Annotated in this window: 20 protein-coding genes; 13 read left to right on the forward strand and 7 right to left on the reverse strand. The window is 68.5% G+C overall.

Features of this window, described 5'->3' with window-relative positions; all coding sequences use genetic code 11:
• Positions 1-122: 122 nt before the first annotated feature.
• The 3 genes from ACFOSH_RS17195 (at position 123) to ACFOSH_RS17205 (ending at position 1,828) form a co-directional block, all read left to right on the forward strand.
• Positions 123-1,064 (forward strand): zinc-binding dehydrogenase, encoded by a 942-nt coding sequence (locus ACFOSH_RS17195; protein ID WP_378239911.1) that lies wholly within the window; start codon positions 123-125, stop codon positions 1,062-1,064.
• Positions 1,064-1,483 carry a pyridoxamine 5'-phosphate oxidase family protein gene (locus tag ACFOSH_RS17200; RefSeq protein ID WP_378239912.1) on the forward strand — a complete coding sequence of 140 codons (420 nt, stop codon included), beginning with the start codon at positions 1,064-1,066 and terminating at the stop codon, positions 1,481-1,483. The genes ACFOSH_RS17195 and ACFOSH_RS17200 overlap by 1 nt, the downstream gene beginning before the upstream one ends.
• Before the next feature lie 117 nt (positions 1,484-1,600).
• The gene (locus ACFOSH_RS17205) at positions 1,601-1,828 is read left to right on the forward strand and encodes a hypothetical protein (protein ID WP_005150660.1); all 228 of its coding nucleotides are present in this window, start codon (positions 1,601-1,603) and stop codon (positions 1,826-1,828) included.
• A 128-nt stretch (positions 1,829-1,956) separates the two neighbouring features.
• Here ACFOSH_RS17205 and ACFOSH_RS17210 read toward each other — a convergent pair whose 3' ends face one another.
• Positions 1,957-3,510 (reverse strand): PucR family transcriptional regulator, encoded by a 1,554-nt coding sequence (locus tag ACFOSH_RS17210; protein ID WP_378239913.1) that lies wholly within the window; start codon positions 3,508-3,510, stop codon positions 1,957-1,959.
• 233 nt (positions 3,511-3,743) lie between these two features.
• Here ACFOSH_RS17210 and ACFOSH_RS17215 point away from each other — a divergent pair, with 233 nt between their 5' ends.
• The 3 genes from ACFOSH_RS17215 to metX all read left to right on the forward strand — a co-directional run bounded on the left by ACFOSH_RS17215 (position 3,744) and on the right by metX (position 6,617).
• Positions 3,744-4,118, forward strand: coding sequence for a VOC family protein (locus ACFOSH_RS17215; protein WP_378239979.1), 375 nt, complete (start codon positions 3,744-3,746; stop codon positions 4,116-4,118).
• Between the two features lie 79 nt (positions 4,119-4,197).
• On the forward strand, positions 4,198-5,499 hold the full coding sequence (locus tag ACFOSH_RS17220; protein WP_378239914.1) for a bifunctional o-acetylhomoserine/o-acetylserine sulfhydrylase: 1,302 nt from the start codon (positions 4,198-4,200) through the stop codon (positions 5,497-5,499).
• Positions 5,496-6,617, forward strand: a complete 1,122-nt coding sequence (gene metX / locus ACFOSH_RS17225) for a homoserine O-acetyltransferase MetX (protein WP_378239915.1) — start codon at positions 5,496-5,498, stop codon at positions 6,615-6,617. The genes ACFOSH_RS17220 and metX overlap by 4 nt, the downstream gene beginning before the upstream one ends.
• A gap of 34 nt (positions 6,618-6,651) precedes the next feature.
• On the opposite strand, the gene ACFOSH_RS17230 is transcribed toward metX, so the two are convergent.
• Together ACFOSH_RS17230 and ACFOSH_RS17235 are read right to left on the reverse strand one after the other, a co-directional pair.
• Complete coding sequence (locus ACFOSH_RS17230) at positions 6,652-7,149, reverse strand: hypothetical protein (protein WP_005150645.1); 498 nt, start codon at positions 7,147-7,149, stop codon at positions 6,652-6,654.
• A gap of 57 nt (positions 7,150-7,206) precedes the next feature.
• Entirely contained in the window at positions 7,207-7,797 is a 591-nt protein-coding gene (locus ACFOSH_RS17235) for an SACE_7040 family transcriptional regulator (RefSeq protein ID WP_378239916.1), read from the reverse strand.
• Between the two features lie 151 nt (positions 7,798-7,948).
• Between ACFOSH_RS17235 and ACFOSH_RS17240 the strand changes: the two genes are divergently transcribed.
• From ACFOSH_RS17240 to ACFOSH_RS17270, 7 genes are all read left to right on the forward strand, one after another.
• On the forward strand, positions 7,949-8,758 hold the full coding sequence (locus tag ACFOSH_RS17240) for an SGNH/GDSL hydrolase family protein (RefSeq protein WP_378239917.1): 810 nt from the start codon (positions 7,949-7,951) through the stop codon (positions 8,756-8,758).
• 162 nt (positions 8,759-8,920) lie between these two features.
• A complete protein-coding gene (locus ACFOSH_RS17245) occupies positions 8,921-10,534 on the forward strand; it encodes a carboxyl transferase domain-containing protein (protein ID WP_378239918.1) in 1,614 nt (537 codons plus the stop codon).
• A gap of 2 nt (positions 10,535-10,536) precedes the next feature.
• Entirely contained in the window at positions 10,537-12,522 is a 1,986-nt protein-coding gene (locus tag ACFOSH_RS17250) for an ATP-binding protein (RefSeq protein ID WP_378239919.1), read from the forward strand.
• Positions 12,519-13,673, forward strand: coding sequence for an acyl-CoA dehydrogenase family protein (locus ACFOSH_RS17255; RefSeq protein ID WP_378239920.1), 1,155 nt, complete (start codon positions 12,519-12,521; stop codon positions 13,671-13,673). Before ACFOSH_RS17250 ends, ACFOSH_RS17255 begins: the two co-directional genes overlap by 4 nt.
• 53 nt (positions 13,674-13,726) lie before the next feature.
• Positions 13,727-14,239 (forward strand): GNAT family N-acetyltransferase, encoded by a 513-nt coding sequence (locus tag ACFOSH_RS17260; protein ID WP_378239921.1) that lies wholly within the window; start codon positions 13,727-13,729, stop codon positions 14,237-14,239.
• 135 nt (positions 14,240-14,374) lie between these two features.
• Complete coding sequence (locus ACFOSH_RS17265) at positions 14,375-15,238, forward strand: SDR family oxidoreductase (RefSeq protein WP_378239922.1); 864 nt, start codon at positions 14,375-14,377, stop codon at positions 15,236-15,238.
• Between the two features lie 117 nt (positions 15,239-15,355).
• Entirely contained in the window at positions 15,356-16,411 is a 1,056-nt protein-coding gene (locus tag ACFOSH_RS17270; protein ID WP_378239923.1) for an alpha/beta fold hydrolase, read from the forward strand.
• A gap of 3 nt (positions 16,412-16,414) precedes the next feature.
• Here ACFOSH_RS17270 and ACFOSH_RS17275 read toward each other — a convergent pair whose 3' ends face one another.
• From ACFOSH_RS17275 to ACFOSH_RS17290, 4 genes are all read right to left on the reverse strand, one after another.
• The gene (locus tag ACFOSH_RS17275) at positions 16,415-17,404 is read right to left on the reverse strand and encodes an MASE1 domain-containing protein (protein WP_378239924.1); all 990 of its coding nucleotides are present in this window, start codon (positions 17,402-17,404) and stop codon (positions 16,415-16,417) included.
• A gap of 152 nt (positions 17,405-17,556) precedes the next feature.
• The gene (locus tag ACFOSH_RS17280) at positions 17,557-18,765 is read right to left on the reverse strand and encodes an acyl-CoA dehydrogenase family protein (protein WP_378239925.1); all 1,209 of its coding nucleotides are present in this window, start codon (positions 18,763-18,765) and stop codon (positions 17,557-17,559) included.
• Between the two features lie 181 nt (positions 18,766-18,946).
• Positions 18,947-20,242, reverse strand: coding sequence for an acyl-CoA dehydrogenase family protein (locus tag ACFOSH_RS17285; RefSeq protein WP_378239926.1), 1,296 nt, complete (start codon positions 20,240-20,242; stop codon positions 18,947-18,949).
• A gap of 256 nt (positions 20,243-20,498) precedes the next feature.
• Positions 20,499-21,707 (reverse strand): low temperature requirement protein A, encoded by a 1,209-nt coding sequence (locus ACFOSH_RS17290; RefSeq protein WP_378239927.1) that lies wholly within the window; start codon positions 21,705-21,707, stop codon positions 20,499-20,501.
• Positions 21,708-21,711 lie beyond the last annotated feature (4 nt).

Raw genomic sequence — 21,711 nt, forward strand, 5'->3', positions numbered from 1 at the left:
TCACGGTGATGTACCCGGACGGCGGTGTCATCGTGTGCCCGGGACAAGATTGAGAGCCGATCATGGTTTTCCCGGCACAATCGCTTGACCTCCAGTCAAGTCGAGCTTGCACCTTGGGTCACATGAGAGCGGTGTGGTTGAAAGAGTTCGGCGGGCCCGAAGTGCTTGTCGCGGGCGACGCTCCCGATCCGGTCCCCGGGGCGGGGCAGGCCCTGGTCGAGGTGGCGTTCGCCAACATCACGTTCGTCGAGACGCAGTTCCGCGCCGGCGGCGGCGGGCCGTTCCGGGCCGAACCGCCGCTGATCCCCGGCAACGGTGTCGGCGGCGTGATCAGCGCTGTCGGCGACGGCGTCGACCTCGATCTGGTCGGAAAGCGCGTCGTGACCTCGACAGGCGGCTCCGGCGCGTACGCGGAACGGGTCGCCGTCGCCGCCGATTCCGTCTTCGAGGTGCCGGACGGCCTGGCCCTCGACGCCGCGGTGGCGATCCTCGCCGACGGCCGCACGGCGACGGCGCTGGTGACGGCGGCGGGCATCCGGCAGGGGGAGCGCGTGCTGGTCGAGGCCGCGGCGGGCGGTGTCGGCGGGCTGATCGTCCAGCTCGCCAAGGCCGCGGGCGCCGAGGTCGTCGGCGCGGCGGGAGGCCCGGCGAAGGTCGAGCATGTCCGGGAGCACGGCGCCGATCTGGCTGTCGACTACCGCGAGCCGGACTGGGCGGCGAAGGCGGGTGAGGTCGACGTCGTGTTCGACGGGGTCGGAGGCGAGATCGGGACGACGTCGTTCGGGCTGCTGAAGCCCGGCGGCCGGATGCTGATCTACGGGCTGTCGAGTGGTTCGTGGACGGAGGTGTCCGAAGAGGACGCCGCCGCGCGCGGGGTCACGGTGATCCGGGACCTCGGCGGACCGGCCGAGATGCGGGCGTTCACCCGGTCCGCGCTCGCCGAGGCCGCCGCCGGGCGGCTGGAACCCGTGATCGGCCAACGGTTCCCGCTCGCCAGGGCGGCGGACGCGCACGCGGTCATGCAGTCGCGTGGCGCGATCGGCAAGACGGTGCTCGAGATCTGATGTTCGACGTCGACGAATTCCTCGCCGGTCCGCTGACGGCCAGGGTCGCCACGGCCGGGCCGACCGTGCGCCCGACCTGGTATCTCTGGGAGGACCGGGCCTTTTGGATCCTCACCGGACCGTGGGCGAAGTTGGCCGGTCTCGTCCGCGAAGCACCGTCGATCGCGGTGACCGTCGACGTCTGTGACGTCGGCACCGGCCTGGTGCGGCAGGTGCTCGCGCGGGGCGAGGCGGAGGTGCGGCCGTTCGACGTCCCTCGTGGACGGCGCCTGCTGAGCCGGTACCTCGGGTCCGACGAGGGCAAATGGGATGCGCGTTTTCTTTCTTACCTGCACGATGATCCCGAGGCCAAAGGGACGGTGTGGCTCCGGATGGTGCCGAAGCGATTCGTCGCCGACGACCTCGGTTATCGAGTATGACGCACGGCCGCGTTCGCTGGGGGTGGACGCGGCCGTGCAACCTGCGAAACGGTAAATGCAGCACGATCGAGTCAAGATGTTGATCTTACTGGCCGGTAAGCTGCCATTCTGTTGCGCATGACAAATCAGGACTGGCGGCGGGAGCGGCGTGTCCGCACCGTCGACACCGAAGGCAATCCGGCTGATGTCGTTGTCGGCCTGGTCGAAACCCCTGGGCACGGCTACGAAGCCGCGCTGCGGGTCGACGGCGGCCCCGGTGTGCTTTTGCCGCTTTACCCCGGTGCCGATCTGCTCGCCGCGGTACGGCAGACCATTGAGGACGGATATCGCGCCAGCGCGCACTAATCTGTCGGATGTCATGAAAGGGTCTTTCAAGACGTTTTTCGTCCTGAAAGACCCTTTCATGACGTCTGCGCACAGTTTCATCGCACTACAAAGTGTTCGTCAATGAACAGTTTCTCGTGGAATGCGGATCAGCTCCAGCGCAGGGAAACGAGTTGCGTGATCAGCGCCAGCCGGACGTCGGGATCGTCGAGGTCCAGTGGGACGAGGTCGAGCAGCCGCCGCATGCGGTATCGCAAGGTGTTGGGGTGGATCCGAAGTTCTTTCGCGGCCGCGCGCGGGTCGCCGGGATACCTCAGCCATTGGTAGAGCGTGTCGACGTAGCCGCTTTCGTGGGCTTCGTCGTGCGCGCGCAGCAGGCCGAGCGGGCCGAGTTCGGCGACCTTCGCCGTACTCGCCGCGGTCGCTCCGCGGTGCAGCGAAAGGGCCGTCCACGCCTCGTCGAAGACCACGACACGGCCAGGAACGAGCTTCGCGCGAAGCAGGCTCAGAGCCTCGTCGGCCTGGACCCGCGACGTCGCGAGCTCGCCAATCTCGCAGGCCGAGCCCGCGGCCGCTCGCGGGGTCCCACCCTTCCTCGACGACGGCAGGGCTTCGAGCGCGGCCCGGAGTTCGCTCCAGCCATCGCCGTCCGGGACGACGGCGTAGAGCACGCCGCCGAGTTCGGTGGCCACCGGCCGCCTGCCGACACCCTGCGAGATCCGTTCGAGAAGGGCGAGCCGCAGCCCTTCGTCGTCGCGCCCGTCGCCGCCGGAGACTTCGATGACGACGACGCGGTGCGGCTCCTCGGACAGGTCCAGTTCCGCGATCGCCTTGCGCGGACTGGCTTTCCCTTCGAGCACGGCACGCAGGAGCTCGGCCGAGACCCGGCGCTGGGAATCGGTGTGCGCGCGGCGGCGCAGCAGGTGCAGCGCGACGACGGGCGCCGCGTCGGCGAACGCGGCCGCGCGTTCGTCGGAGACCGGGCCCGCGACGACCGCCCACATCGACCCCAGCAGCTCGCCGCCCATCCGGATCGGCACGATGAGCCGGGGCAGGGTGCCGTCACGTTGCGCGGGCACGAAGATCGTTTGCCGCCCACGGGAAAGCTCGCGGAACACCCCCCGTGACCGGAACCGCGCGAGCACGTCGTCGGGAATGCGGCGGCCCATGATCGTGGACACGCGAGCCGAGTCGGTCAGGTCCTGCCGGGCCGAGTAGGCGAGTACCCGCGAGTTGGTGTCCTCGATCGTCACCGGCGCGTCGACCACCGAAGCGACGGCGTCCGCGAGCCGGAACAGGTCGCCGGAACCGGGGCCGCCGCCGTCCTCCAGGGCGTCCGACTCGTCGGCCAGCGCGTCGAGAACCGTCCTGAGCAGCCAGACGAGTTGGGCCCACGACGTCGCCGACCGCACTTCGATCAACGCGATGTCCGCCGACTTCGCCGCCCGCTTCACCGACGGTTTCGCCGCGAGCGGCGGCTTCAGCAGGACGGCGGCGGCGCCTTTGGCCGCGCTGTGCTTGACGAGTTCCGCGGCGTCCGCGGTTTCGGTGATCGCGACGCCGAGGACGAGGTCACCCGCGGCGAGGGAGTTGCCGGGTTCGGCGATGACGACGTCGCCGACGGCGGGGGACTCCTCGGGGACCTGGAGGGCGTGCAACAGCGTCGGTCCCACCCGGTCGACGACACTGCGCACCGAAACCATGCTTGCGATTGTCCAGCAGGTGGGAGCGCCGCACACCTCAGACCTCGGGTGGTGTCCTCGCGTCGATGTCTTCGGGGGTGAACCGCTCCCGTTCGGTAGCGCGGGCAGGGTCCGGAACGCCGCCGGGGCGAGCTGCGGGTTGCCGACGGCCGTCGAGGAAGCCTACGCTCCGACTTGTTATATCCATGGTGGATACAAAGGAGCCGGACGTGGCGATTCGAGGCGTGCACTAGATCGTCGTCGAGGTGAGCGATCAAGAACGGGCGAAGAAGTTCTGGACCGAGGTCGTCGGATTCGAGGTCACCACCGACGCGCCCTACGGTGACGACGGGGGCAGGTGGGTCGAGGTGACTTCAGCCGATGGGATGACGGCTCTCGTCTTGAGCACCGTGTCGGAGTACGTCAAGAACCCCGAGGTGCGCGACGAACTCCCGACGGCCAACTTCTTCTTCTACGCCGACGACATCGAAAAGACGTACGAGGAGCTTTCCGCGAAGGGCGTCGAATGCCAGGCCCGCCCGGAGAAGCAGCCGTGGGGCTGGTGGTCGATGTTCACCGATTCGGAGGGCAACAGGTTCGCCCCGCAGGAGAAGAATCCCACGTCCTGAGAGCGGTTGGGTGCTCCGTTCGGCGGAGCTAGCTTCGGTGGCAACAGCCGAAACCCTTTGAACCGCTAGGAGAATCGCGATGAGCGCGGACGGATGGTCGTTCGAGACCAAGCAGATCCACGCGGGTGCGGCGCCGGACACCGCCACCGGCGCGCGGGCGACCCCGATCTACCAGACCACCTCGTACGTGTTCCGCGACAGCCAGCACGGCGCCGACCTCTTCAGCCTCGCCGAGCCGGGCAACATCTACACGCGGATCAACAACCCGACGCAGGACGTGCTGGAGCAGCGGCTCGCCGCGCTCGAAGGCGGTGTCGCGGCGCTGGCCTTCGCCTCCGGGAGCGCGGCCACGACGGCGGCCATCCTCAACCTCGCGAACGCGGGTGACCACTTCGTCTCCAGCCCGGCGCTCTACGGCGGCACCTACAACCTTTTCCATTACACGCTGCCGAAACTCGGCATCGAGGTCTCGTTCGTCGAGGACCAGGACGACATCGAGCAGTGGAAGGCCGCGGCCCGGCCCGACACCAAGCTGTTCTTCGCCGAGACCCTGGCCAACCCGGGCAGCAACGTCCTCGACATCCGCAAGGTCGCCGACGCCGCGCACGAGGTCGGTGTCCCGCTGGTCGTGGACAACACCGTGCCGACCCCGTACCTCGTCCGCCCGATCGAGCACGGCGCCGACATCGTGGTCCACTCGGCGACCAAGTACCTCGGCGGCCACGGCACCACGGTCGCCGGTGTGCTGGTCGACGGCGGAACGTTCGACTTCGGCAAGGACCCGGCGCGGTTCCCCGGTTTCAACGAGGCCGACCCGAGCTATCACGGTCTCAAGTACTGGGAGGCGCTCGGCCCCGGTGCGTACGCCGCCAAGGCCCGCGTCCAGATCCTGCGTGACACCGGTGCGGCGATCGCGCCGCTGAACAGTTTCCTGATCCTGCAAGGGATCGAGACGCTGTCGCTGCGCTTGGAGCGGCACGTGTCCAACGCGCAGGCGCTGGCCGAATGGCTGGAGCAGCGCGACGAGGTCGAGAAGGTGTACTACGCCGGGCTGCCGTCGAGCCCGTTCCACGAGGCCGCGAAGAAGTACCTGCCGAAGGGCGCAGGCGCCGTGCTGTCGTTCGACCTGCGCGGCGGTGTCGAGGCCGGGCGGGCCTTTGTGGACGGTACGGAACTGCACAGCCAGCTGGTCAACATCGGCGACGTGCGCAGCCTGATCGTGCACCCCGCCTCGACGACGCACAGCCAGCTGACGCCGGAGGAGCAGGTCTCCAGCGGTGTCACGCCGGGTCTCGTGCGGCTCGCCGTCGGGCTGGAAGGCATCGAGGACCTCAAGGCCGATCTCGAGGCCGGATTCCGGGCGGCCAAGGCGGCTCTGTGACGCAGGCTCCCGATCCCCCTCCCGCCACCGGTGCGTGGCGGGAGGGGGATCCGCCCGGCCGCCGCCGGTTCGTCACCGGCGTCCAGCCGCTCGAAACCGGGGGCGAGATCCCGTTCACGCTCGCCTACGAGACCTGGGGGACGCTGAATTCGGGCGCCTCCAACGCGATCCTCGTCGAGCACGCGCTCACCGGGGACAGCCATGCCGTCGGACCGGCGGAGGAAGGCCACGTCAGCCCTGGCTGGTGGGACGGCCTGATCGGACCGGGCAAGGCGATCGACACCGACACTTTCTTCGTCGTGGTACCGAATGTGCTCGGCGGCTGCCAGGGCTCGACCGGCCCGTCCTCACCGCATCCGGACGGAAGTCCTTGGGGCGGCAGGTTTCCCGCCGTGACCGTCCGGGACCAGGTGGCCGCCGAGGTCGTCCTGGCCGACGCGCTGGGCATCGGCCGGTGGGCCGCGGTGCTGGGCGGTTCCATGGGCGGGATGCGCGCGCTGGAATGGGCGGTGAGCGAGCCCGGCAGGGTCGCCGCGCTGCTCGTGCTGGCGTCGACGGCGCAGGCGTCGGCGGACCAGATCGCCTGGGCCGCGCCGCAACTGCACGCCATCCGCTCCGATCCGGGCTGGCACGGCGGTGACTACTACGACGTCCCCGGCGGCGGCCCTCACGCCGGTCTCGGCGTCGCCCGCCGGATCGCGCACGCGACCTATCGCAGCGAAGCCGAGCTGGCACAACGCTTCGGCCGCGACTACCAAGACGGCGAAGACCCGCTGCGCGGCGGACGGTTCGCCGTCGAGTCCTATTTGGACCACCATGCCGGGAAGCTGTCCCGCCGGTTCGACGCCGGCAGTTACTTGGTGCTCACCGAATCGATGAACACCCACGACGTCGGCCGCGACCGGGGCGGCGTCGCGAACGCGCTCGGCCGGATCACCGCGCGCACTGTCGCCGCCGGAGTGGACAGTGACCGGCTCTATCCGCTGTACCAGTCGCAGGCGATCGCGGACGGGGTCGACGGGGCGGAATTCGCCGTCATCGGCTCGCCTTACGGGCACGACTCGTTCCTGATCGAGACCGAGCAGATCGCGCGGCTGGTGAAACTCCTGCTCGGCTAGCGACGCCTTCTGGTCTCCACCACTCACGACCGCCCTAGTCCGCGACGGCGTCCGAAATCCAGGGCGCCACCGGCAGGTCCCGGTCCAGGCATTCCGCCGACAGCCGGATCGTCCAGCGCAGCGCCTGCAGCACCAGGCTGTCCACCTCGTCCGGCGCGGCGTTGGCGAGCGCGATCTCGACCTGCTCCTGCGCGGCCTCGCTGTTGCCGTGCACTTCGGCGAGCAGGGTGCGCACGGCCGTCCGCACGGGCGGGTCCGCCTGGTCGATCGAGACCTCTTCACCGTCCTCGTCGAACACCTGCACCTTGACCGGCGCACTTCCTCCATCACCCAGCGTCGACACCATGGCGCTGCATTCGCCGAAGAGCATCATCACGAGCTCTTTGGTCTCTTCGGAGCGGGCGCGGGGCTCGACAGCGGTCGGAGTGAGCTCGTCGAGCGCTTCGGCGTCCTCCCCGAGGCTGATCGCCACGAGCGCACGCTGCGCCTTTTCGACGAGCCTCCGCTCGTACTCGCTCCTGTCCGGCTCCACGTGCCTATCAAACACCAGAGGACGGAAAAGTGGGGATAGGCCGAAACCCGGACGTGGTCACATCGCGGCGTGCAGTGCACCCAGCGCGAGACGGCAGAGCATCTCGGCCAGTTCGCTGTCACCGAGATGGCGGTTGTACGGCGTCGAGTTGATCAAGCCGAAGACCGCGTGCGCCGCCGAGCGTGCCTGCCGTTCGCCGATGCCGGGGACGGCGTCGCTGATCGCGCGCACCCAGACCTCGACGTACTGACGCTGCATGGCGCGGACCTGCTTGCGGTCACTGTCGGTGAGATTGGCGAGGTTGCGCTCTTGGACGGTGATCAACGCGGGATGCGCGAGCGCGAAGTCCACGTGAAAATTCACCAGTGCTTCGAGAACCTCGCCCGGCTCGTCCCGCTGGCTCGCCCTGGCCGTCCCGCCGTCGAGGAGGTAGTGGCTGATCGAGTTCAGCATCTCGCCGAGGATGGCGTCCTTGCTGCGGAAATGCCGGTACAGCGCCGGGCCGGAGATGCCGACGGCCGCGCCGATGTCGTCGATGCCGACGCCGTGGAAGCCGTGGTGGGCGAAGAGCTCCGCGGCGGCGGCCATGATCTGTTCGCGCCTGTTCGCCTTCTCGCCGTTCACGAGTGGGGTGGGGTTCGCCGGCATCTGGCCATATTAGGGCCGCGTGTTAGCGAGCGCTAACACGCGGCCGTACTTCCAGCCTGAGCCAAGCGGGTTACCTGGGGAAATGACCCTTTTGCGTGGGGCTACCACCTGGTAATGCTGTGACTCGTTAACTTGTCACAAAGGAGTGACCATGTCCGTCCCTGCTCGGATCAAAGCACTTTCCTTCACTCGTTTAGGTGCGGCCCTGGGGGTCGCTGTACTCGCCACGCTCGGTCTCGCGGGCACCGCCCAGGCGGCGACCAACTACGTGGCGCTCGGTGACTCGTACTCGTCCGGCGTCGGTGCCGGCAGCTACGGGAACTCGGGCGATTGCATGCGCAGTGCCAACTCCTACCCCCAGCTGTGGGCCAACGCCCACGCCGGGACCACCTTCAAGTTCGTCGCGTGCTCGGGGGCGCGCACCGGCGACGTCCTCAATCAGATCGCGAACGTCACCTCCAGCGCCACGCTGGTGACGGTCTCGGTCGGCGGCAACGACGCCGGGTTCGCCGACGTCATGACCAGCTGTACCACCGGCAGCGACCAGACCTGCGTCAACCGGGTCAACACCGCGAAGACCTACGTGAACAACACGCTTCCCGGGCTGCTGAACAACGTTTACAGCAAGATCAAGTCGAAGGCGCCCAACGCGAAGCTGGTCGTCCTCGGGTACCCGCGCTTCTACACGGTGCCGGGTTCGTGCTCTGTCGGGCTGAGCGACACCAAGCGCTCGGCGATCAACTCGGGCTCCGACGCGCTGGCGTCGGTGCTGTCGGCCCGGGCCTCCGCGGCCGGTGCGAAGTTCGTCGACGTGCGGAGTGCCTTCACCGGGCACAACATCTGTTCGTCGGCCGACGACTACCTGCACAGCCTCACCTGGCCGATCGTGAACTCGTACCACCCGACGGCCACCGGTCAGCGCGGTGGCTACTACAACCCGCTGGTCTCCGCGATCGGCTGATCGTTTCGCGCGTGAAGGCCCCCTTCCCTCGGCTGGTCATTCAAACCCATGGCCGAGGGAAGGGGGCCTTCACGCGCATACGGGGTGCGGTGGACAGACTGGGTTAGTAGGCGTTAACCTGACGACGCGAGTTAACGACGGCTAACTTGGCGACGAGGAGCCATGGACACACCCGTACTGAGCACTTCCGCCGACCCCGGCAGCGACGAATACGCCCGCGGTGTCACCTCCCACGCCGAGCTGGTCGAAGACCTGCGCGAGCGTCTCGCCGCGGCCCGGCTCGGCGGCCCGGAGAAGTCCCGGATCCGCCACGTCGAGCGGGGGAAACTCCTGCCGCGCGACCGGGTCGACACCCTCCTCGACCCGGGTTCGCCCTTCCTGGAACTGTCCCCGCTGGCCGCCACCGGACTGTACGACGACGAGGCGCCGTCGGCCGGGATCATCACCGGGATCGGGCGGGTCTCGGGCCGCGAATGCGTGATCGTCGCCAACGACGCCACGGTCAAGGGCGGCACGTACTACCCGCTGACGGTCAAGAAGCACCTGCGCGCGCAAGAGGTCGCGCTGCACAACAACCTGCCGTGTATCTATCTGGTGGACTCCGGCGGCGCGTTCCTGCCGAGGCAGGACGAGGTCTTCCCGGATCGTGAGCACTTCGGCCGGATCTTTTTCAACCAGGCCACGATGTCCGCGCGCGGCATCCCGCAGATCGCGGCGGTGCTCGGGTCCTGCACCGCGGGCGGCGCGTACGTCCCGGCGATGAGCGACGAAGCGGTCATCGTGCGCAATCAGGGCACGATCTTCCTCGGCGGCCCGCCGCTGGTGAAGGCCGCGACGGGCGAGGTCGTCACGGCCGAGGAGCTCGGCGGCGGCGACGTCCACTCGCGCCAGTCCGGCGTCACCGACCACTTGGCCGAAGACGACGCGGACGCTCTGCGCATCGTTCGCTCGATCGTGTCTACTTTGGGCCCGCGCGCGCCGCGCCCGTGGGACGTCCTCCCGACGGAGGCGCCCGTCGCCGATCCGAACGAGCTTTACGGCGTCGTCCCGACCGATCCGCGCGTGCCCTACGACGTCCGCGAGGTCATCGCGCGCATCGTCGACGGCAGCCGGTTCGGCGAGTTCAAGAAGGAGTACGGCTCGACGCTGGTCACCGGGTTCGCCCGGATCCACGGCCACCCCGTCGGCATCATCGCGAACAACGGCGTCCTGTTCGCCGAGTCCGCGATGAAGGGCGCGCACTTCATCGAGCTGTGCGACAAACGCTCCATCCCGCTGCTGTTCCTGCAGAACATCACCGGTTTCATGGTCGGCAAGGCCTACGAAGCCGGCGGCATCGCCAAACACGGCGCGAAGATGGTCACCGCGGTGGCCTGCGCCCGCGTACCGAAGCTGACCGTCGTCATCGGTGGCTCGTTCGGTGCCGGCAACTATTCGATGTGCGGCCGCGCGTACTCGCCCCGGTTCCTGTGGATGTGGCCGAACGCGCGGATCTCGGTGATGGGCGGTGAGCAGGCGGCTTCGGTGCTCTCGACCGTCCGCCGCGACGCCATCGAGTCCCGCGGCGGCGAGTGGTCCGCGGAGGACGAAGAGACCTTCAAGGACCCGATCCGCGAGCAGTACGAGGCGCAGGGCAGCCCGTACTACTCGACGGCGCGGCTGTGGGACGACGGCGTGATCGACCCGGCGGACACCCGCACGGTGCTCGGCCTCGCGCTGTCCGCGACGGCCAACGCGCCCTTGTCCGATGTCAACTACGGCGTCTTCAGGATGTGAGCATGTTCGACACGGTTCTGGTCGCCAACCGCGGTGAGATCGCCGTCCGCGTGATCCGTTCGCTGCAGGGGCTCGGCATCCGCTCGGTCGCGGTGTACAGCGACGCGGACGCCGACGCCCGGCACGTCCGCGAGGCGCATACGGCTGTCCGCATCGGCCCCGCCGAAGCGGCGAAAAGCTATCTGTCCATTCCGGCGATCGTCCAGGCAGCGCTCGACACCGGCGCGCAAGCGGTCCACCCCGGCTACGGCTTCCTCGCGGAGAACGCGGAATTCGCCCGCGCCTGCGCCGAGGCCGGGCTGGTCTTCATCGGCCCGCCGGTCGAGGCGATCGACGCCATGGGCGACAAGATCCGCGCCAAGGCGACGGTGTCCAAGGCAGGCGTCCCGGTGGTGCCCGGAGCGTCCGATGTGGACATTCCCGAAGGAGGTTTCGCCGCCGCCGCTGAGAAGGTCGGGTTCCCGCTCCTGCTCAAGCCGTCCGCCGGTGGTGGCGGCAAGGGGATGCGGCTCGTCGCCGAACTGTCCGAATTGGACCCCGCCATCGAATCCGCGCGCCGCGAGGCCAAGGGTTCCTTCGGTGACGACACGCTGCTCATGGAGCGGTTCGTCACGACACCGCGCCATATCGAGATCCAGGTGCTCGCCGACACCCACGGCAACGTGATCCACCTCGGCGAACGCGAGTGCAGCCTGCAGCGGCGGCACCAGAAGATCATCGAAGAGGCGCCGTCCGTTCTCCTCGACGAAGCCACGCGCGCGAAGATGGGCGCGTCCGCTGTCGAGGCCGCACGCTCGGTGGGCTATGTCGGCGCGGGGACGGTTGAGTTCATCGTGTCGGCCAAGGCGCCGGACGAGTTCTTCTTCATGGAGATGAACACCCGACTGCAGGTCGAGCATCCGGTGACCGAATTGGTGACCGGCCTCGATCTCGTCGAGTGGCAGGTCAAGATCGCCTCCGGTGACGTGCTCACCGTGGCGCAGGAGGACGTCCGGCTGGACGGTCACGCCGTCGAAGCCCGTGTCTACGCCGAAGACCCCGCTCGCGGATTCATCCCGACGGGCGGGACCGTGCTCGCGGTCCACGAACCGTCCGGCGAGGGTGTCCGCGTCGACTCGTGGATGAGCGAGGGCGCGGTCATCGGGTCGAACTACGACCCGATGCTGGCCAAGGTCATCGCCTGGGGACCGGACCGCGCGGCCGCGCTGCACCGGCTGGATCTGGCACTCGCCGACACCGCTTTGCTCGGCCTCGGCACGAACGTCGCCTTCCTGCGCGGGCTTCTCGCCGACGGCGACGTCCGTGACGGCAAGCTCGACACCGGCCTCGTCGACAGGCAACTGTCCACTTTGGTCTCCGAAGAAGTGCCGCCGGAGTTCTTCGTGGCAGCCGCGCTCGACAGACTGCTTTCCCTGCAGCCGCAAGGATCCGTCGTCGATCCGTGGGACGTTCCCGACGGCTGGCGGCTCGGCGCGTCCGGCGGGATCGATTTCGCCCTGAAGTCGGGAAGTTCCGAGGCCGTCGTGCGCGTGCAGGGCACTCCGGCGAACGCGCTCGTCAGCGTCGACGGCGCCGAGGCCGTCCGGGTTTCCGCGCGGCGCGAGGGTGACCTGCTGGAAGTCCGGCATCCCACCGGTTTCCACCGGTACCGGCACGCGGCCGGCAGCGGGAAGACCGTGTGGCTCGCGCGTGACGGCCACAGCTTCGCGATCGGCGAGCGCGAAAGGCTGCGTTCGGCCGCCGGTGCCGCGGGCGGCGCCGGACCGGTGACCAGCCCGATGCCCGGGACCGTGCTCGTGGTCAAGGTCGCCGCGGGCGACGTCGTGAGCGCCGGGACGCCACTCGTGGTCGTCGAAGCGATGAAGATGGAGCACACGATCACCGCGCCGATCGACGGCGTGGTCAGTGAACTCCCCGTCCGGGCGGGCCAACAGGTCGCGCTGGACGAAACGGTAGCCGTTGTGACACCCCAAAAGGATGGCCAATGATCGACTTTCGGCTGGATGACGAGTACGAAGCGCTGCGGAAGACGGTCGAGGAATTCGCGCGCTCCGAGATCGCCCCGGTCATCGGCGACCTGTACGAACGGGAGGAGTTCCCGTACGAGATCGTCGCGAAGATGGCCGACATGGGCCTGTTCGGCCTGCCGTTCCCCGAGGAATACGGCGGCATGGGCGGCGACTACTTCGCGCTTTGCCTGACGCTGGAGGAGCTCGCGCGCGTCGACTCCTCGGTCGCGATCACCGTCGAGGCGGGCGTTTCCCTCGGTGCCATGCCGATCTACCGGTTCGGCACCGAGGAACAGAAGGAGAAATGGCTGCCGGAGTTGTGCGCGGGAACCGCTCTCGGCGCCTTCGGGCTCACCGAACCCGGCGGCGGCTCGGACGCCGGCGCCACCCGCACGCGTGCGAAACTCGACGGTGACACCTGGGTGATCAACGGCAGCAAGTCGTTCATCACCAACTCCGGCACCGACATCACGAAACTGGTCACGGTCACCGCCGTCACCGACGTGAAGGAGAACGGGCGCAAGGAGATCTCGGCGATCATCGTCCCGGCGGGCACGCCGGGCTTCGCCGTCGCGCCGAAGTACTCCAAGGTCGGCTGGAACTGCTCGGACACGCACGAGCTTTCGTTCGACGACGTCCGCGTCCCCGCCGAGAACCTGGTCGGCGAACGCGGCCGCGGCTACGCCCAGTTCCTGTCCATTTTGGACGAAGGCCGGGTCGCGATCGCCGCGCTGAGCGTCGGACTCGCACAGGGCTGTGTCGACGAATGCCTCAAGTACGTCAAGGAACGCGAGGCCTTCGGGCACAAGATCGGCGAGTACCAGGCGATCCAGTTCAAGATCGCCGACATGGAGGTGCGCACGCACACCGCGCGGCTGGCGTACTACGCGGCGGCGTCGAAGATGCTGCGCGGCGAGCCGTTCAAGAAGGAGGCGTCGATCGCGAAGCTCGTCGCGTCGAACGCCGCCATGGACAACTCGCGCGACGCGACGCAGATCTTCGGCGGGTACGGCTTCATGAACGAGTTCCCGGTGAGCCGCTTCTACCGGGACGCGAAGATCCTGGAGATCGGGGAAGGGACCTCGGAGGTGCAGCGGATGCTGATCGCGCGGCACCTCGGCGTCGCCTGACACTCGATGCGACGAAATCCCCGCGCCCCATCATGATGTTGTAGAACGGAAGCATGAGCGACTTCATCATCCGCCAGGGTGGTTCCGGGGACTTCCAAACCTTGCTGGACATGTTCGACGAGGCCGTCGCGTGGCTGGCCGGACGGGGCAGCGCGGGCCAGTGGGGGACCGAGCCGTGGTCCACGATCCCGAAGCGGATCGAGCGGGTCCGCGGGATGGCCGACGGGCCGGGGCTGTACATCGGCGAGGTGGGCGGCGAGGCGGCCGGGGCGATCGTCCTCGGTGACCGCTTTCCGCACGTCTCGCCGGTCGACGAGCCGGAGATCTACCTCGGGCTGCTGCTGACCTCGCGCCGGTTCACCGGGCACCGGGTCGGGTCGCGGCTCATCGAGTTCGCGCTGGCCGAGGCGCGGGAACGGGGGATCGGGCTGGTGCGGGTCGACTGCTGGGCCGGCGGCGACGGCGACCTGCAGCGGTACTACGAAAGCCAGGGCTTCAAGCCGACAGAGCAGTTCGACGTCAAGGGCTGGATCGGGCAGGTGTTCGAACAGCGGCCGCTGATTTAGGCTCGGGAGCGCAGCTCCTCCGTTGAGGGTGGTGGCGGGGGCATGGATGGATGGCGTCCTCGCGGCTTCGGGTGCACCATAGTTGACACATCGCCAACAGTGCTCCGGACAGCGAAGGTCGCAGAGGAGGCCCCCGTGGCCAAGCGTGAACGTTCCCTGGCAGGCAAGGTCGTCGTGATCACCGGAGCGGCGCAAGGCATCGGCGCCAGTACCGCGACGGCGCTGTCCCGGCTCGGCGCCAAGGTGGTCATCGGCGACCTGGACCAGGTCCTCGCCGAGAAGACCGCGGCCGAACTGGGCGCGGAGGCGCTGCCGCTCGACGTCACCGACACGAAGGGCTTCACCGAGTTCCTCGACGAGGTCGAGCGGCGCGTCGGCCCGATCGACGTGCTGATCAACAACGCGGGCATCATGCCGCTCGCGCCGCTCGAAGAAGAGGAGGACGCGGCGACCCGGCGGCTCCTCGAGATCAACCTGCACGCGGTCATCCACGGCACCAGGGAAGCCGTGAAACGGATGCGCCCGCGTGGCACCGGCCACATCGTCAACATCGCCTCGATGGCGGGCAAGTCCGGATTCCCCGGCGCCGCCACCTACTGCGCCACCAAGCACGCCGTCGTCGGTCTGTCGGAATCGGTGCATCTGGAACTGCACGGAACGGGCGTGCTGGTGTCCTGCGTGATGCCCGCGGTGGTGCGCACGGAACTGGCCAGCGGACTCGGCGAGGCGAAGTTCTTCAAGTCGGTGCAGCCCGAAGATGTGGCGCAGGCCATTGTCGATGCGTTGCGCCGTCCCAAGTTCGACGTCTTCGTTCCCGCATCGCTGGACGCCATGGGCAGGATCACACGGCTGCTTCCGCGCCGCCTCGGCGAAGGGCTGCTTCGCGCACTCGGCGGCGACAAGATTTTGTCCTCCGCAACGCATTCCAGTGCTCGTGCCGAGTACGAGTCGCGTGCCGCGCGTAGTGCCCCGGCGGCGGAAAAGGACGCGGATTCTTAACTCGGACGGCCTAGCCACTGTCCGAAATGGACGGCCTGTGACGGCGGTGGTGTTGAGTCGTGCGCCTCCAGGCGGCAAGATTACGTCTTACCGCGTTGATTCCTCAGGAGGCACCTCATGGCCACACCCCCGGCACGGCTCGCCGCCGCCGCGTCGAACGTCGTCGGGAAGGTGCTGCACGGTGGTGTCGCCGATCTCCGCCCTGTTCCGCGTGTCCTGATCGACCAGGGCCCCAACCGGTCGGTGTACCGGCTGACGAACGGCAAAGGCCCGGAGTCCGGCCCGCCGGTGCTGCTGGTGCCGCCGCTGGCCGCGCCCGCGCTGTGCTTCGACCTGCGCCGCGGCTGCAGCCTCGCCGAGCACCTGGTCGAAGGCGGCCGCAACACCTACCTGGTCGACTACGGGAACGTCGCCTTCTCGGACCGGCGCCTCGGCATCGAGCACTGGATCGAAGAGGTGCTCCCGCGGGCGATCCGCAAGGTCAGCGAGGACTCCGGCGGCCAGGGCGTGCACGTCATCGCCTGGTGCCTCGGCGGGATCTTCTCCCTGCTGACCTCGGCCGATCAGCCCGATCTGCCGATCGAGTCGATCGCGACCATCGCGTCGCCGTTCGACTTCACCGCGATCCCGCTGATCGCCCCGTTCCGCCCGCTGGTGGACCTCACCGGCGGTCACCTGCTGACCCCGATCTACCGCGTACTCGGCGGCGCACCGTCCTATTTGGTCAGCCGCGTCTTCCGCGCGACCGGGATCAGCAAGGAGATCACCAAACCCCTCGCGATCCTGAAGAATCTCGATGACCGGGACTACCTGGCGCAGATCGAGGCCGTCGACCACTTCATGGACAACATGATCGCCTACCCCGGGCGGACGTTCGGCCAGATCTACCACCGGTTCTTCCGCGCGAACGACCTCGCCGAGGGCACTGTCGACCTCAACGGCCGCATCATCGCGCTGTCCGGGGTCAAGGTGCCGACCCTGATCATCGCCGGGCAGAACGACACGATCGCCCCGCGCGCGGCCGTCGAACGGCTCACCGACCTGCTGGACAACTCGCCGTCGGTGACCTTCGAGACCGCGCCCGGCGGGCACCTGGGCGTCCTCACCGGCCGGAAGGCGCGCGGGACCACGTGGCGCTACCTCGATCGTTTCCTCGACGAACAGGTCGCCTGAGCCTCAGCCGGTAAGTTCGTCGTCCTTGCGCTGGGTCATGGCGCTGCGCAGGGACTGGCGTGGCGCGATCATGTCCACCATTTCGGTGATCTGACGCCAGGCGTCGGTGATTTCGGCGGTCGCGCGGTCGCGTTGCAGGACGACCGTGGACAACGCGAGAGCCGTCAGCCCGACAGTGGCGTCGAAGGCCTGTACGTGCAGCATGCGGGCGGCCAGCTCGTAGGAACCGTAGGGACCGTGCCCGCGAGCGGCGGCGAAGATCGCGAAAGTGCAGGCGCACAAGGAGCACAGCAGTGCCCCGGCCTGGCGGAAGCGCAACGCCGCCCAGACGAGGATCGGGAACACGAGGAAGAGCTTGGGTGTGCTCGTGGTCGCGAGGATCGACGCGCCGAGGCCGGAGAGCGCGAGCGCCACCGCCTCACCCCACCGGGCGAGGGGGACCCGTACCGGCAGGCGGAATCTCGGCACCAGGAGCAGCAGGGGTGTGATCGTCAGGACGCCCATCGCGTCGCCGGTCCACCACACGAGCGCCGTCGACCAGAATTCCCCGGGACGCAGGGCGCCGTCGAGCACCAGCACCCCGGTGCCCAGCGCGGCGCTGACGGCCGTGCCCCCGGCCGCCCCGGCCACCAGGAGGACGGCGTCGGGAAGCCTGTCGAGCTGTTCGCGGAAGCCCAGCCGCCGCATCGCCGCGTAGGCCAGCATCGGGCCGATCGTGTTCCCCGCGGAGATCACCAGGACCGCGGTCAGCGAAGGTCCGAGGGCGATGTTCGTCAGGAGGGCGCCGAGGAAGATCCCCGGCCAGAACTTCGGTCCCAGCAGCATCGGCACGGCCAGCGCGACCCCGGCCGCCGGCCACAGTGGTGAGATCTGCTCCCGCACGATCGCCCACTGGATACCGATCTGGCCGGCCAAGAAGTAGCAGGCCGTGACGCCGAGGATGATGAGGCACCAGCGTGCGGCGGGGGAGAGCGGTCGAGCGGCGAGCCTCATCGCGACTCCGGGCCTTGGCGGGCTGGCGAGTCTAAGAGAGTACCTCTGTTCGGTCGCCATGGTGGTTCACTTGATGGTGTTGTCATTCTGTTGGGAATAAACAAAAAAGGGGCCCGTGCAGCTGCACGGGCCCCTTCACGGCACTTCGGGTGCTACTTGAGTTCGGCCGACGTCTTGCCCAGGATCCGGCGAGCCACGATCAGCTGCTGGATCTGCTGTGTCCCCTCGAAAATATCGAGGATCTTCGCGTCCCGGCTCCACTTCTCCAGCAGCGATTCCTCGGTATAGCCCAGGGTTCCGGCCAGCTCGACACACTTCAGCGTGATCTCGACGACCGACCGGCCCGCCTTCGCCTTGGCCATCGAGGCCTGCAGCGAGTTCGGCTTGCGGTTGTCGGCCATCCACGCCGATTCCATGGTCAGCAGGTACGCCGCTTCGTAGTCGGCCTCCAGCTGCAGGAACGTGGCGGCCGCCGCGTGCTGGCTGTGCACGGGCTTGTCGTAGTCGATCGTCACCCCGGCGTCGGCGAGGATCTTCCGCGTCTCCTCCAACGCCGCGCGGGCGACGCCGATGGCCATGGCGGCGACCAGTGGGCGGGTGTTGTCGAAGGTCTGCATGACCCCGGCGAAACCCTTGGCGGTGTCGATCTCCGGCGTGCCGAGGAGGTTCTCCTTGGGCACGCGGACGTTCTCGAAGCGCAGCACGGCGGTGTCGGAGGCGCGGATGCCGAGTTTGTGCTCGACGCGCACCACCTCGAAGCCGGGCGTGCCCTTCTCGACGACGAACGACTTGATCGCCGCGCGGCCCTTCGTCTTGTCCAGAGTGGCCCAGACGACGACGGCGTCGGCGCGCTCGCCGGCGGTCACGAAGATCTTCTCGCCGTTGATCACGTACTCGTCGCCGTCCAGACGCGCGGTGGCGGTGATCGCGGCCGAGTCCGAACCGCAGTCCGGCTCGGTGATCGCCATCGCGGCCCACAGCCCGGAGAACTTCTTGAGCTGTTCGTCCGTGGCGACCGAGCCGATGGCGGCGTTGCCGAGCCCCTGGCGCGGCATGGACAGCAGCAGCCCGACGTCGCCCCAGCACATCTCGATCGTGCCGAGCACGATGTTGAGGTTGGAACCGTTGCGGTTGCCCGGTTTCTCGTTCTTCTCCGACCGGCGGACACCCGCCGCGCCCGCACCGCCCTCGCCGGAGGAGTTCAGCCCGTCCAGCAGCGCGGCGAACATGTCGAGTTCAGCCGGATAGGTGTGCTCGGCGCGGTCATATTTGCGCGAGATCGGCCGGAACACCTCGGCCGCGGCCTGGTACGCCTGGTTGACCAGGGCGCCGGCCTTCTTCGGAACCTCAAGGTTGATCATGATCGCCTTTCGAAAGTCCTAGGTCGTGTCCTGTGAGTCCGTTCGATGGGCTTCGTGATCCAGGTGGTTCCTGGCGGTGCGGACGGTTCAGCCTCGTACCGGGTCGTACTCGGCTGGACCGCCCGTGCCGTCAGGGGCCGCCTGGGCGCGAAGACCGCGGACATGACTTGCAGGGCACGACCTAAAGAAGGACGGCGCCTTCCATCACGCCGATGGCACGGAGGTCGCGGTACCAGCGTTCGACCGGGTGCTCCTTGACGAAGCCGTGCCCGCCGAGCAGCTGCACACCGGCGCTGCCGATCTGCATTCCCTTGTCAGTAGCCAGTTTCCGGGCCAGCGCGACCTCGCGGGCGTACGGCTTGCCCTGTTCGGCGCGGGCGGCGGCGCGGAGCGCGACCAGCCGCAGTCCCTCCAGTTCGATGGCGATGTCGGCCACCGAGAACGCGACGGCCTGCCGGTGGCTCACCGGTTCGCCGAACGCCTTGCGCTCGTTGACGTAAGGCACCACGTAGTCGAGGACGGCCTTCGCGGTACCGGCGGCCAGCGCGGCCCAGCCGAGCCGGGAGAGCCGGACGACCTCGGTGAAGACCTCGACCTTGCCGCCGCCGAGCAGTGCCCCGGCGGGCAGGGCGACCTTCTCCAGGTGAAGCTTCCCGGTCGCCGCGCCGCGCAGGCCCATCGCCGGTTCGGTCTCGATGGTGACGCCGGAGTTCGACGATTCCACGAGGAACAGCGCCGGGCCGCGACCTTCGAGGTCTGCCGACACGATGAACAGTTCGGCGTCCGCGGCGCGCGGGACCAGTGACTTCACACCGTCGAGCTGGTAGCCCTTCGGCGTGCGGCGGGCCTTGGTGGCGGGCTTGAACGGATCGAACAACGCGGTGCGCTCCTGCAGCGCGAGCGCCGCGGCCGGGACGTTCTCGCCGACGAACGCGGGCAGGTAGTCCGCCTGCTGCTGCTCGTCGCCATAGGCCACCAGTGCGGTGCTGACCGCGGACGGCGCGAGCACCGCGACGGCCAGGCCGAGATCGCCGTGCGCGAGGGCCTCGGCGACCAGCGCGTTCGTGACGACCGACCGCTCGGTGCCGATGCCGCCCAGCTCCTCGGGGATGCCGACGAGCGTGATGCCGAGTTCGGCGGCGCGGCTCAGCAGGCCTTCGGGGGCCTGGAGCTTCGCGTCGGCGTCGGCCGCGGCGGGCCGCAGCTGTTCGGCCGCGAACTCCGTCACGGTCTCGACGATGAGCTGCTGGTCCTCACTCGGGGTGAGATCGAACAGTCCTGTGTCCTCGGCCGGCGCGAGCCGCGCGGGCTGGCCCAGCTTCTGTGCGGACTTGAACGTCCGTCCCGCCGCGCCCGCGACCCGGAAGCCGTTGCGCGTCCCGGCACTGACCAGGTTCTGCACGGGCTTCCGAAGTCCGGCCCGTTCAATGACCTTGCTCCCGGCCAGCCGGGTGAGCGCGGACAGGCCAAGGCCCATCGCGTCTCGTTTCCTAGGCGCACCCACGGTGAGTCTCCCTGCCTCGCTTACCTACTCGTGAGTAGGTTAACGCCCTCGGGGCCGATGCGCCACCAGGGGGGAGGCGAACGTCACGCTCGTGAGTGATTTGGGCGGTCCGGGGGACCCGGATTACTCACGACGTTGAGCCGCTTCGCTCGCTGTTCGGCCAGTGCGTGCTCCGCCTGGCATGTCCCGCCTGCGCCGAGGTAGGCCGAGCGTGGTCAGCCCGCGCGGGTCATGACGTCTCAGTCACCAGCGGTCGCTTCGCAAGCTGCGCCCGCTCAAGCAGTACCAGCCCCAGCACCGCCGTCGCCACGATCCCCACGAGCACGATCGCCGGCACCAGTTCGAGCAGCGGCGTCGCCGCCAGCAGGACGATCGCGAGCACCAGCCGCCGCACGTTCCACGCGCCCAGGTTCCGCCGCCGCAGCCCGCTCAACGCGATCAGGTAGAGCGCGAGCCCGCCGGTCAGCGCCCAGATCGGCGTCCCGTGCAGGCCGTCGGCGAGGCTGTGGTGCTCGGTGTCGGACACGTACAGCAGCGACTTCTTCAGGCCCAGCGCCACGAGCACGATCCCGGCGATGAGCGGGAGGTGCAGGAACGTGTAGGTGTCCGTCCCGATCCGCACTCGCTCCACGCCCTCCGCGCGCTTCAGGTTGCGCTCGGAAACGTGCGCGACGACGGCGAAGTACATCCACCACATCGCCGACGCCAGCACGAGCCCGAAGACGGCGGCCAGCGTGATCGGCCACGACATCGGATACGAGCTGATCCCGATGCCGATCGCCACGATCGACTCGCCGAGCGCGATGATCACGATCAACCCGAACCGCTCGGCGAAGTGGCCGGGCTGGTGCAGCCGCCAGTCCGAGGATCGGGTCCGGAAGACGTTGACGTAGTCGGCCAGCATCGCGACCGCCCAGATGCCGAGCTGGACCCAGCCGGTGAAGAACGCCGCGGCCGTCAGCAGCGCGACACTCGGCAGCAGGCCGACGAACATCTTCAGGACGACCTTGCGCAGCGCCGGATCGGTCCGGGCGGCGCCGATGTACGCGGTCAGATGCAGCAGCCGCACGAGGAAGTAGCAGCCGACGAACATCAGCGGCGCGTACAGGCCGCCGGGCAGATCGGTGAACGCCTCGGGAATGGTCAGCGAGACCAGGAACATCGTCCCCATCGCGGCGAACATCACCAGCTGGGTGCTGCCCCGGTCCACGTGGAGGGTGTTGGCCAGCCAGGCGTAGGCGCACCAGCACCACCACAGCACGGCGATCATGGCCACCCCCTGCCCGATGCCGAGCGGGGTGAGGTGATCGGCCATCAGCTGGGTGGTCTGGGTGATGGCGTAGACGAAGACCAAATCGAAGAAGAGCTCCAGCGTGGTGACCTTGTGGTCTTCTTCCCGGGTCACCAGATGCAGGCCGCGTTTCGTGGGCACGCGCATATCG

Origin of the sequence: Amycolatopsis speibonae (genome assembly GCF_042647925.1) — a bacterium.
GTDB classification, from domain to species: Bacteria; Actinomycetota; Actinomycetes; order Mycobacteriales; family Pseudonocardiaceae; genus Amycolatopsis; species Amycolatopsis speibonae.

Bases quoted from the DNA above. Each gene is read 5' to 3' on its own strand.
- ACFOSH_RS17255 (WP_378239920.1), top strand. From the start codon at position 12,519: ATGATCGACTTTCGGCTGGATGACGAGTACGAAGCGCTGCGGAAGACG.
- ACFOSH_RS17280 (WP_378239925.1), bottom strand. From the start codon at position 18,765: ATGATCAACCTTGAGGTTCCGAAGAAGGCCGGCGCCCTGGTCAACCAG.
- ACFOSH_RS17220 (WP_378239914.1), top strand. From the start codon at position 4,198: ATGAGCGCGGACGGATGGTCGTTCGAGACCAAGCAGATCCACGCGGGT.
- ACFOSH_RS17270 (WP_378239923.1), top strand. From the start codon at position 15,356: ATGGCCACACCCCCGGCACGGCTCGCCGCCGCCGCGTCGAACGTCGTC.
- ACFOSH_RS17240 (WP_378239917.1), top strand. From the start codon at position 7,949: ATGTCCGTCCCTGCTCGGATCAAAGCACTTTCCTTCACTCGTTTAGGT.
- ACFOSH_RS17235 (WP_378239916.1), bottom strand. From the start codon at position 7,797: ATGCCGGCGAACCCCACCCCACTCGTGAACGGCGAGAAGGCGAACAGG.
- ACFOSH_RS17210 (WP_378239913.1), bottom strand. From the start codon at position 3,510: ATGGTTTCGGTGCGCAGTGTCGTCGACCGGGTGGGACCGACGCTGTTG.
- ACFOSH_RS17250 (WP_378239919.1), top strand. From the start codon at position 10,537: ATGTTCGACACGGTTCTGGTCGCCAACCGCGGTGAGATCGCCGTCCGC.
- ACFOSH_RS17245 (WP_378239918.1), top strand. From the start codon at position 8,921: ATGGACACACCCGTACTGAGCACTTCCGCCGACCCCGGCAGCGACGAA.
- ACFOSH_RS17275 (WP_378239924.1), bottom strand. From the start codon at position 17,404: ATGAGGCTCGCCGCTCGACCGCTCTCCCCCGCCGCACGCTGGTGCCTC.
- ACFOSH_RS17285 (WP_378239926.1), bottom strand. From the start codon at position 20,242: ATGGGCCTTGGCCTGTCCGCGCTCACCCGGCTGGCCGGGAGCAAGGTC.
- ACFOSH_RS17195 (WP_378239911.1), top strand. From the start codon at position 123: ATGAGAGCGGTGTGGTTGAAAGAGTTCGGCGGGCCCGAAGTGCTTGTC.
- ACFOSH_RS17260 (WP_378239921.1), top strand. From the start codon at position 13,727: ATGAGCGACTTCATCATCCGCCAGGGTGGTTCCGGGGACTTCCAAACC.
- ACFOSH_RS17200 (WP_378239912.1), top strand. From the start codon at position 1,064: ATGTTCGACGTCGACGAATTCCTCGCCGGTCCGCTGACGGCCAGGGTC.
- ACFOSH_RS17205 (WP_005150660.1), top strand. From the start codon at position 1,601: ATGACAAATCAGGACTGGCGGCGGGAGCGGCGTGTCCGCACCGTCGAC.
- ACFOSH_RS17290 (WP_378239927.1), bottom strand. From the start codon at position 21,707: ATGCGCGTGCCCACGAAACGCGGCCTGCATCTGGTGACCCGGGAAGAA.